Source organism: Acinetobacter lwoffii, assembly GCF_024129595.1.
In the GTDB taxonomy this organism is placed as follows: Bacteria; Pseudomonadota; Gammaproteobacteria; order Pseudomonadales; family Moraxellaceae; genus Acinetobacter; species Acinetobacter lwoffii_O.
The window spans coordinates 22,539-33,861 of record NZ_JAMXXS010000029.1; the positions used below are offsets into that span (position 1 = coordinate 22,539).

At 38.4% G+C, this 11,323-nt stretch carries 8 protein-coding genes and 1 tRNA gene; 3 read left to right on the forward strand and 6 right to left on the reverse strand.

Annotation, left to right across the window (positions count from 1 at the left end; genetic code table 11):
• Positions 1-6: 6 nt before the first annotated feature.
• The 3 genes from NI466_RS12315 to NI466_RS12325 all read right to left on the reverse strand — a co-directional run bounded on the left by NI466_RS12315 (position 7) and on the right by NI466_RS12325 (position 4,665).
• Complete coding sequence (locus tag NI466_RS12315) at positions 7-2,022, reverse strand: hypothetical protein (protein WP_435575022.1); 2,016 nt, start codon at positions 2,020-2,022, stop codon at positions 7-9.
• Positions 2,023-2,624: 602 nt separating this feature from the next.
• On the reverse strand, positions 2,625-2,927 hold the full coding sequence (locus tag NI466_RS12320; protein WP_180134836.1) for a hypothetical protein: 303 nt from the start codon (positions 2,925-2,927) through the stop codon (positions 2,625-2,627).
• A gap of 610 nt (positions 2,928-3,537) precedes the next feature.
• Positions 3,538-4,665, reverse strand: a complete 1,128-nt coding sequence (locus NI466_RS12325) for a hypothetical protein (protein WP_435575023.1) — start codon at positions 4,663-4,665, stop codon at positions 3,538-3,540.
• A 313-nt stretch (positions 4,666-4,978) separates the two neighbouring features.
• Between NI466_RS12325 and NI466_RS12330 the strand changes: the two genes are divergently transcribed.
• From NI466_RS12330 to NI466_RS12340, 3 genes are all read left to right on the forward strand, one after another.
• A complete protein-coding gene (locus NI466_RS12330) occupies positions 4,979-6,421 on the forward strand; it encodes a hypothetical protein (protein ID WP_253173738.1) in 1,443 nt (480 codons plus the stop codon).
• A 743-nt stretch (positions 6,422-7,164) separates the two neighbouring features.
• On the forward strand, positions 7,165-7,392 hold the full coding sequence (locus NI466_RS12335) for a hypothetical protein (protein WP_004647282.1): 228 nt from the start codon (positions 7,165-7,167) through the stop codon (positions 7,390-7,392).
• A 204-nt stretch (positions 7,393-7,596) separates the two neighbouring features.
• Positions 7,597-7,672, forward strand: a tRNA-Thr gene (locus tag NI466_RS12340).
• A 76-nt stretch (positions 7,673-7,748) separates the two neighbouring features.
• On the opposite strand, the gene NI466_RS12345 is transcribed toward NI466_RS12340, so the two are convergent.
• From NI466_RS12345 to ahpC, 3 genes are all read right to left on the reverse strand, one after another.
• A complete protein-coding gene (locus NI466_RS12345) occupies positions 7,749-8,597 on the reverse strand; it encodes an SAM-dependent methyltransferase (RefSeq protein WP_253173740.1) in 849 nt (282 codons plus the stop codon).
• Positions 8,598-8,600: 3 nt separating this feature from the next.
• On the reverse strand, positions 8,601-9,908 hold the full coding sequence (locus NI466_RS12350; protein WP_004647280.1) for an FAD-dependent oxidoreductase: 1,308 nt from the start codon (positions 9,906-9,908) through the stop codon (positions 8,601-8,603).
• Positions 9,909-10,529: 621 nt separating this feature from the next.
• Positions 10,530-11,093: an alkyl hydroperoxide reductase subunit C gene (gene ahpC, locus NI466_RS12355; RefSeq protein WP_004278673.1), complete on the reverse strand. Its 564-nt coding sequence runs from the start codon at positions 11,091-11,093 to the stop codon at positions 10,530-10,532.
• Positions 11,094-11,323 lie beyond the last annotated feature (230 nt).

Here is an 11,323-nt window from a genome sequence, read left to right on the forward strand (position 1 = left end):
TCTACCTCATCTCACTTTAAAAGTTAAACGTGTTTGACGCTTCTTATCGGTGGCATCCATGATGTACTTGGTACCATTCTTGAAGTAATAGACGTATGGATTTTTAGGGTCTTGCTCTAAAGGCAGATCCAAGAAGAAGTCTTTATCAGATCCACCATAGTTGCGGGCATTGCGAGAGTTAAAGCTCTCCAGTTGCTCACGAAAAGCCTTTTCACCAACGGTATGAGGCCGTAACACTACTGATTTACTTCCGAAGAATCCCCCTGAGGTGAACTTGCCTCCTGTGACATTCTTGGCAGCTCTATTGAAAAGCTCTTCATCAATGGTTTTATTTAAAATATTGCCTTTGGTATCAGTCACCTTCTCAGCTTTTTGAACCAAATAAGCATAGTTGGCTTTGATTGAATCCAGATAGATTTGAAAGTCAGGTTTACCTGGTGAAGTAATACCAGCTAAATACGTTTCTGTTTGCTTTGTTAAACCGTTTTCATCTACTTTGACCAAGCCTTTTTCAATCAGATCCTGACCGGTAATAATCTGGCCAGCAATATCTTGTAGCCCCCTATTATTGAGTGAAGCGGATAAACGATATGAGCCACTTTCACCAGCAATACTGTTGATCATGTCTCTAGATGCATTGGCATTGCCAGCACTAGATTTATAGAGGCTAGTCACTAAATTCAACTTATCGCCTGGTCTAGCTTTTTCCCAGAACTGCTTTAATTCAGATTGCTGTTGTGTAGAGAAAGGATTTAACGACCCTACAGTACCGTTCAATACATTGTTCGCGTGAATAGACTTAATGTTTTTAGATAAGGCATTAATGGCATCAGGATTGCCGCTCAAAATCGCATGAGTAGGTACTACTGTCAGCTCTTGGCCAGTCTTGATTGAGTACGCCAGAGCTGAATTATTTTTCTCATAGCCCAACATATTCTCATGCGTTTTAGACAGAAGGTTTAACTTCCAGCTCACGTCTTTAGCATTATCTTGCGCCGTATTTTGAGCCTCTGAACGCTTTTTACTGAGGTAAGCTTCACGCTCATCCGCTCCCAGTCTCATGAACTGCTGTACTTCAACCAAAGCCCCGCTGTACTGAACAAACTCAGATTCTTTCCCTGTCCCCTTAACACGTGCTAAACGCGATTTAATCACGTCTTCACTTGGGATCAAGCCTGTTTCAATATCTGCCTTCATCTCAGTAACAGCATCTTTTGCATCATCTTCTAACTGCTTTTGCTGTAAGGCAACTGCCCGGTTATTCTGATCGATTTGACTTGATACCCGTCCACTCCAGTAGACGGCCTGCTCTTGAGTTAAATTAGGGTGTTTTGCTATTACAGCATCAGGAGTGGATAGCTCAGTCAGCTTTTCGTTGTCTGACTTATTTCCCAAATAAAATGTGGATACATCATTGCCGGCCCGATTATTTTTGTACTCGTTAAAAGCATTCTGTACATGCGCTAAGGGTAAATTTTCGGACTGTCCATATAAAGCCATACCACTCCAAACATCCTGCTCAGAAGCGTTTGGATTTTTGAGGTAGTTTTCTCGCATATCCTTTAATTTCACAATGGCCTGTTGCTGCTTCGACTTCTGCGCGATCGGCAAATACTTCGATGCACTCTGGTAAGAATGCTGCTCAAAATAATTATTAAAGTTCTGCTCAAACTGTTTAGGTATTAGGTCTTTGTACTGACCTTTGATTGTTTCTAAGCTCTTTTGGCGTTGAACTACGGCGTCATCATAGGCAATTGCACCACTTTGCATTTTAAGCAAAAGGTCATCATCCACTACACTGATGTCCGCGCCAACCTTAGAGGATTGCAATGCAAAATCGGCTTTAGCTTTTTTGTCTTGCTCCGCCTTTTTCTGCTCAGCTTGTTGTGTAGCAACTTGTCCTATAGCCTGACCCAAGTTAATACCAGCCTGTGCTAATTGGCCTGTGTTGCGCTGTGGCATCTGGGTACGCTCAACCTGTGGCATTGCATTGCCAAAGTTGCCCATCGGGATTCTAGCCATTTTCTTTCTCGAAGTAATTTACTCAATACTTCAAAATTAAATGGTTACATGTCCTCAAAAAATGGGTGTGTACAGCAATGAAAAAAAGGAGGCTATGAAAGCCCCCTTTTATACTAGAATATTCTTAAAAAGAATGTGAAATGCTTCTAATACCGGACTTTCGGCCTACAGCGAGTGATTGTAATACTGGCTTTATAAACTGAATTTTTTTAACAATTTGTCTGACTTCATAATCAAACGTATTCCGATTAAGTAAACGCTTAAACTCATGATTAGGATCCAGATGGTATGCCGTAATGATTAATGGATTAGGTGCGTAACTCAAACTTTTAAGAATCGCGAACAAATGCCTAAAGTAAAATGCCTTATTATTTTTATTCGCCAAATAAGTGAGCCGGTGGATCAGCTCTTCCAGGTGGGATGCTATCTTTAATAATTGAGCCTGGTATTCGCTATTAAATAATTGACTCGACTCCTTCCCATTAGTTTGTCTCTGAAACTCATCAATTAAATATTCAATACCATTGCATAGCTGAATGGATCTCTCCATTTCATCACAATCTAATGGCTTAAAAGCTGTTGTCTTAATATTCCCCATATTCCTACACACTCCGGTAATTAATTCTTGGAATATCCTGATCTGTCTTATCAGTAAGAGTTTTCCATAGTTCTATTAATGCTTCACCATTTTCATAGTTAGGTACGCCACCGCGTGCCCATTCATTTATCGCAGAGGGGCCAGACACCGGTAATAAATGCGCAATCTTTTCAGGAGTCATTTCATGGTATTTCTTTAACTCAAAAATCATCTCTTCATAATTAGGCGCGACGTATTTAGATTCTGCTTTAAGAAAAATTAGCCTTTTGGATACTTCGAAATTATTAAGCTCAATATAAATCCCCATAACCCCTTCCTCTAATAAGTTTCAAATTATTAGGAGGCAATCCAAGTCCCCAAAAAATGGGTGTATTTCGACAAAACGCGCGCGCGCGCGAGGGAGACCGCTCAACACTATATTTTTAGCCTTCAACTCCACCTGGTAATCAATTGCCCTGCTTCAATCATCTTTAAGACTACGGCGTATCCAAGCAGGTCAAATCATACTTTTTAAAAGCATGCCTAAAACGCTCTTATTCGCCGTATTAACCCCTTTAATATCTTCATGTACCTTTGGTCGTTTTTCTTATTAAAGTTGCTCAGTGAGGAACTGGATGCAAAATCAAGCCATAGATTTATTCACTTTCAGATATTTTTCAAAAATTACTAGCTTCCATCAAAATCCCACCTTCAAAGCATTCTAATGAGCACTTGAAAAGGTGAGCTTTTCTTCTCAGAGAAACTGACAGATTCTTTGATAGGTTCATTGATAGGTTCTGCATCCCAAAAACGGGTACATTCAAAATCCCAAAAACGGGATCGTTCAAAACCCCAATATTGGGAATATTACCGTTTTCGGAATGATCCCAATATTGGGTAGATTTCAATTTCCAAAGATTATTAGAGATTGAAACAGATTAATGAGTAGCTTTAGATCTTGACCGACTCTTTTTATTTATATAAATCTTGTCTGCATTCTGGCATGTCAATTCAAACTCTTTCATATTCTGAGCCTTTTTAGCAGTAAACCGTACATAGTGAAGATTTCGAGGGAAATACATTTGATTTAGCTTCTTATGGTTTGGATCCCTACTATTTAATTTTGATCTGGTCTTGGCCTGTAACTTTCCAATTTGGTGCCGGGTTCCATGGAAATTACCATGTGCACTTAATCGATATGTAGCTTCTTTTAATCGATCTGCCTTACCTGTAGAGATTAAATCAATCTTCTTATCTAACTCCCTTTCAGCCGACTGCATAAAATCTTTTGATAGATACCAGGTGTAGCGGACTTTCTTCTGAGAATGACGCTGGAAAAACTCCAAGTGCTTTTTACGAACTCCACGTAATACCCTAGTCAGTTCTTTTAATCGATCGTTATAACTCACATTAGTATTAAACTTAATCCCAAACCGATTTAATAAAAACTGACTTACAGAGGTTTGATTCCAGCGAGTATGTTTATTTTCAAGGAAGGCAAAACCAAAATTTCTATTAATACCTGCAAGACGTTTTAATTCAAAATTGTCGAACGGTTTAAAAATTCGGTAAATTGAATTCTTATTACTATCAATTGTCTTTGTTCGGATCGTCTTGGTATTAAATATCACTCCAAACTGTTCTGGGTGATAGTAAGTTTTAGAAAATTGAGGCTTAAGATCACTGAACTCTATGTATTGTCCAAGTACATAATCTCCATAGCGTAGCAGCTTCTCTTTTTTGACAGTTAAAATACTGTTGAGCTTTTGCTTTTGTACCATGCTGGAATTTTTAGCGAGTATTTCTTTTAGCGTCAGCTTACTTCTTCGTGCTTCTCTATAGCCTGTGGTAAATAACCAGAACTGGAATACATCATTCCTTGCCGGATCATAATTGATAACTAAACTCCACACTGGTTCCCCATAATCTGATTTTCGCTTGCGTAAAGATTCATCCAGATTGAGACCATACTCCAAGATCAACTTTGGAATGACAGTATGGAACTTTGAAAAACTAACAGAATCAGAGAACCAAAACTTTGCACTGCCGTTAGAAATGCACTGCATTAAGCTTAAAAGACAATCAGTTTTCGTTGTGGTGTAGTAGATCATTATTCATTCAAAAGTGTATTTTTATGCGGAAAGCATAAAAGTTTATCTTTGATTCAAAAAGCATAAAAAACGCCATATTCATGAAGTAGGCTTTTTTTTAAGCACTGATGGTCTTTCTATAAATAAGAGTTCCTGTTTAAAGATATTTTGTTCAGATATACACTCAAGAGCACACCTTTTAACTGCACTAAAAGTGTAGTTCATTCAGATCCCGTCCAACCTCCAATTTAGGATTGGAGATCATAATTCTAAGATCAGAGTAAAAATCATGCCTAAAGAATCATTAAATAAAATTAAAGGAATTTGGTTTAAATTTAACAACCAAAATAAGATGCAAACAATTACTCTTGAAGAAATCCATTCTGACTGTATGGATCAAGGAATTGAAATATTAGAAATAGAAGAAACTAAGTTTGGTTTTAATCAAACTATTCCTGCAATTAAGCTTACAACTTTAGAGAATGTCACCGTCTTAATGCCACGTTATAAATTATCTGAAATTAAAATTTATCAAAATAATATTTTACCACTCCAAAAAGAAGAGAATTTCTGGACTCAAGTTGACTGGTTTCTACCTGTATTTATGACTCGTGAGCAAATAAATGAAGGGTTCAAAATAACCAATTTGAAAATTGGTTATCAAGATATTTTGTCTAGAGAAGAGCTCCAAAACCGCTTTAAGGAGTTTTTCCCAACTGTATATAACTTCTCTAATATTATTCCAATAACTGTACAAACTTTCTCTGATTCAATAGCGATATCAAAACATGTACCATTAATTAAAGAATCAATTTTAGCTTTTTATAGCGGAATGAAAGTGACTTCTATAGCATCTTTAATTCCAATAATTGAAGATATTTTAAATACTATTATTGAGGACTCCGTTGAGAATCTTGATTTAAAAACTAAAGTTGATCGATGCATAAAACGTGCTATAGACAATATAAAGCATGATCATATATTAGGTGTAGATTGGATTCCTGAAGAGTATGTCCAAGATGATGTTCTAAAGGTAATGAATGAACGTATTAGAATTATTATGTTGATTGGAAACTGGCTTAAAAATAGTTTTTATGAAAACACTGATAACTATCAAAATACTTCTGGTTTTAACCGGCACTTTTTTGCACATGCTAAATCAGAAATTTGGCAAAATCCCTCTAATTTTTTTCGAGCCATGGGGCTAATTCAAGCATTAGCATTTATTGAATGTTTTGCAATGAAACAATCTAAGGTTTCAATTTTACCACCAACTTTAGATAGAAGATCAGAGTCTTTTCGTAATGATGTCTTTGCTTGCTTAAATACCCAGGCCATTAAAAACCATATCTTGCAGCAATTACAAATTGATCATTGCCTACCTTTTAACCCTACTGCCTCTGATGATGGCTGGTTAGGTCGCGCAGCAATTCTCTCAACTAAGATGAACGATGAAATAGTAAAAAAACTCAGAGATAATGGGTGGCAATGTCATTTTTTTGGCCAACCTATCAAATCAGGCGAATACATAACTGTACAAGCTTCAAAAGATAGTAAAAATATAGGTATAGCACTTTTATATAGCTGTGCTACGGACAATGCGGTTTACAAAGAACTCGAGAAGACTTGTGATTATATTCTTTATCAAGGAGCTCCCTACCATCAGTCTTCTTATGCTCATGGTGTTAAGAAGCATGTAGGACCTTTGAATGCTTGGTTAACTCCGAATTAGCCTAGATTTCGATTAGGATTTGTAAAAAGGTATGAGCCTTACAGTAGAGATAAAGGATCAAATTCAGTGCTCAGCCGCTTATATCTTTTTCTGCTATCAACCTTATTCAATATATATGATTTCGCATATCGATTATTAAGGAATCAAATTAACGATACGTGATCTGATATTTTTTCTTTATTCACTTGTCGGTATATTTGTCGGTACATTTAATTTTATACATTTTTATAATTATTATTTTCAATAACTTATAACTATATTCAGACTTCCTCTCTCACCGCCAGAATTTAAAAACCCGAATCACATGATTCGGGTTTTTTTATATTTAATTTTATCCATTATCTAGCCAGAAAAAAAAATCAACTGCTTAAATCTTAAAATATTATTATCAATCACCTTATGCAAATCATTGAATTGATATCGAGCCTCGTTCATAAAAATCTTTTGCAACACAACACTTACGCTCAATTCTATTTTTAAAATTTTTTATTTTTTATCAACCAGAAAAACTGATGAATTGTGCAGTTTCTGTACGCCATTCATTTCAGGTTTTTATTTATGTGTTTAAACAAAAAGCTGGCACAGAAATAGCTTAATTTTATTGTCATCAAAGCTATGTTATGTTGCTTATAAATCAACTAAAAGGAGAATAAAAACCACAGGATAGAAAGAAATAACCAAGTGAACCAGGCCATTCAAATGTGAAGTTAAAAAATAGATACACTGCTATTCGGAGAGCGAACATGAATAACAGCGCAAACTATGCCAAACAGATTAAAAATGCAAAACGTGGTGGTTATACCCCAACCATTGCCAAGGACATCAATAAACATAAAATTCAAAAAGCCTTGAGACTCATCGAACAGTGGAGAAGCCTCGCTCAAGAACTCAAACCTCAAATGCAGTTTGATATGGCCTTTACTTTAGAGGAATGTGCACAAGAATTAGATCGCATCCTGAAAAACAGATAAACCTTATAACCGACTCATATCCAGAACCAATCCTGTGCTTTCACCCTCGCCCATATCTTCACATATGGGCGATTTCTTTGCGCATAGCCCAAAACAGAACTTTTCATCCATCGGGTCAAAATAAACAAATCCTGCCGAAACAGTTTAAACGGTTATTTTTTGGCTTGCGTGACCAAAAAAAATCTGTAAAATGCACTCCACCATGCCGGCATAGCTCAGTTGGTAGAGCAACTGACTTGTAATCAGTAGGTCCACAGTTCGAATCCGTGTGCCGGCACCATATCTTAGCCTCGCTTTTTAGTGAGGCTTTGATGTTTCTGGATTCTAGTATTTTCAGCTGAGTCTTCTTACACTTTCTAGTGCTTCGATTGTGCCGTCACTTGCACATATCTCACGATCCCTTCCTGATATAATTTTCGGCATAGTTTCGCTGTCATCCGAATTTTAAAATGATCCAGTTTTGAATTTTGAGCGTGATCATCTGATGCTTTTGAATTCAAAGTTTTTTGCACATAATCCGCAAAGCCGGAAAATACCGGTTCAGACAGATCCTGAATCTGGATATTTTTAAATTCAAAACGATCCAGACAGGCATACAGTGCCCCCACTGTCATTAAATCTTTTAAATTCACATCAGCAGATTTCAATAAAAACTGATATTTACGCCGTTGTAAGGCATTTAAATTTTCCCAACGCTCGGACAAAACCAGATGATGAAAACCAATCCGTGCATTTGAATTTAAAACACTGCGGACCTGCTCCAAGAATAAAGGCACAGGACTGTGATAAGCCGCATCCAGGCACAACACCACATCAAAACGCTGGGAAAATGGCAATTCTTTTAAACGCAAAAATGACGCCTGATAAATGGCATTCAGTTCTGGTAAATATTGCTGAATATTGGCCACACAGGCAGCCTGCAGCTCAACCCCGGCCAGATATTGCACCTGATAATGTTGCTGCCAGTGCAGCAAGCTGGCGCCCTGACCGCAGCCTAAATCCAGCAGTTTATCTTTTGAATTTAAACTTACAGTTTGCGCAAGGTGATCGGCCAGCATACGACAGGCAGCCGCATAATCCTGCTGACCTGCTTGCCAATACCCTAAATTGCTCCAGGGCAATTGCGCGTGATCGCCCAACACAGCGGCATCAATTGCATACTTGTGCTGGGGAAGATGCTGACGCAGTGCCTGAAGCCATTGCATGGATTAATAACCCAGTTGCGGAGCAACCTCAACCACAGGTTTTAAACCCTGAAATGGTAAAGGCGCACCAAAGATTTCTGCAATCTTCATCGCTGAGGTCACTGCCGATTCCAGAATCGGCAAACCGTCACATGACCATGAACCGCAGAAGAAGACCTTACGGTTGGCATCCAGATGACGTTGCTGCAATTCCTTATTCAGTGCCACCGTATTAGCATCGACGACTGCACGTGTCAGCATTACCGATTTGATCACTTTCTTCGGATCAATCTCGGTTACCGGACGCCAGGTCTGAAACACGGCCGACTTGCCAACCAAAGAAGGTTCAATCGAGTTAAGCCACACGGTAAATTGCTGACGAGTAAATTTACGGTCCATCATATAGCTGAGTACGGCCCAGTCTTTACGTTTTGGCGGCATTACGCTGGCATCGGTATGAATCACCAGTTCGCCTTGTTCGAATTTGAATTTCTTCAATAATTCAATTTCACTGGCGAATTGTACCGGATCCAGGAACTCCTCAATTTTGGTGGTCGGTGTCGCGACAATCACCCGGTCAAACAGTTTTGAATAACCGGCCGCATTTTCAACTTTGACCTGATCGCCCTGCTCTTGTACCAGTGTAATTGCTGAACCGTCTTCAATTTGAATGCCTTCAATCAGCTTATCGACCAACGCTGGTGTACCGCCTTGCAGACGCAGTAACGCATCGCCATCGGTCAGTTGACGCAGAAAAATTAATAAGGGTTTCGCTGGCCATTCACCAATGGTTTTCGGATTGCAGGTACAGATGGTATATAGCACCGGCATCACCGCACCGTGCCAGAACACTTCTTCAATCTCGTTACGATTGATAAATTCTGCCAGGCTGATGTCCTGATTTTTCGATTTAAAGAATTTGGTCAATGCAACTTTTAACTGCAACAGGCCTTTGACCAGACGCCAGCCATACTGCTGCAGGCCTTTACGGTTATTGATAATCGGGATATTGCCAATTCGGCTGCGCGATGTGGTCAGCCAGGTTTCAGTTTTATCTTCAAATAACCAGCTGCAGGCCATATAGGTCCGCACCGGATAAGTTTTAATGCCCAGATGCGTGGCCAGACTCAGGGTGTTTTTCCACAGATAGGGATTCATCACACGTAAAGGTGCGTCAATCAGGCCCCCTTCAAATTCAAGGCTATGACTGTCCATGCCGCGACCTGGAAGTGCTTCAAAAATCGTGATGTGATGCCCTGCGTCCTGGAGAATTCTGGCTGTAGCCAGTCCGGCCATGCCACTACCAATTACTGCGATATCCAAACTGATCATCCGTCATTGAAAAACTACAGAAATTATGTACCATGCGCCAATCAAACAGGTTATTAAAATCTTCCAGAATATATGTTTTTCGTAAAGGCCTTTTTGTTCAATTTCACCTGCTTTTTATTCATTTTTCTGCCTTAGTTAAAATTCCATCAAATCTAAGATTTTATTCATATTTTTATTTAAAAATTTTAAAATTCGCTTTAAAAACAAATAATTTAATTAACCATTTTTATAATCCTTGGTTGACAAATACTTTTTAAATACCTATGATTCGCAGCATAAGAAAACCATAAATTCATCCGGTTCCATTCAGATGCGTTTATGCGAAAATTGTTTAAAACGACAAGAAACTACAGCGCCTTATAAAATAAAAGCCTCTGCGAAAGCAGAGGCTTCTTTGTTTTCAGGCCTAGTCAATCATGCAGCAGGGTATTGCGCTTACTTGATTGCCTCGCATAAGCCGCTTAAAAAGCATAGAGTGCAATTCCTCAATTCTCATTTTGTTCTCAAATAGAAATCAAATGGTATGATGTTTTTGTCTAGAATTCATAAATCTCTAAACTAAAAAAATAAAAAATCCAGCAACTTGTGCTGGATTTTTTGCTTCAAAGAACTAGGTTTGAATTAGATTTTACCCACCAGGTCGATTGATGGAGCAAGTGTTGCTTCACCTTCTTTCCATTTTGCCGGACAAACTTCACCTGGGTGCGCATGTACATATTGTGCAGCTTTCACTTTACGCAGAAGCTCTTGTGCATCACGGCCGATACCACCCGCGTTGATTTCAATGATCTGGATTTTACCTTCTGGATCAATCACGAAAGTACCCCGATCTGCCAGACCTTCTGCTTCAATCAGCACTTCAAAGTTTTTAGACAAAGTCCAGGTTGGATCACCAATCAATGGATACTGGATTTTACCAATCACGTCAGAAGTATCATGCCAAGCTTTATGGGTGAAATGAGTATCGGTAGACACGCCATAGATTTCTACACCCATTTTCTGGAATTCAGCATACTGATCAGCAAGATCGCCTAATTCAGTTGGACAAACAAAGGTAAAATCTGCAGGATAGAAAAACACCACTGACCATTTACCTTTCAGGTCTTGCTCAGAAACTTCGATGAACTGACCATTGTGGTAAGCAGTTGCATTGAATGGTTTGATTTCAGTATTGATTAAACTCATGAGATATTTCCTCTGGCTTATTTCTGGGATTGCTTATCTTGTGAAGCTAGAATACGAAAAATTTTAAAATAGGTAAAACCGCAAGTTTTTATAAAAATGATCGCTTTTTTAGATCATAAATTTCTATCAGTATTTATTATAGGACTTACGCATTGACGGATTTAAAAAAGTCTCAAACTACTTTATAACGTATCTGTGATCAGACGAACTAAACATGCTTCTACAGCAAC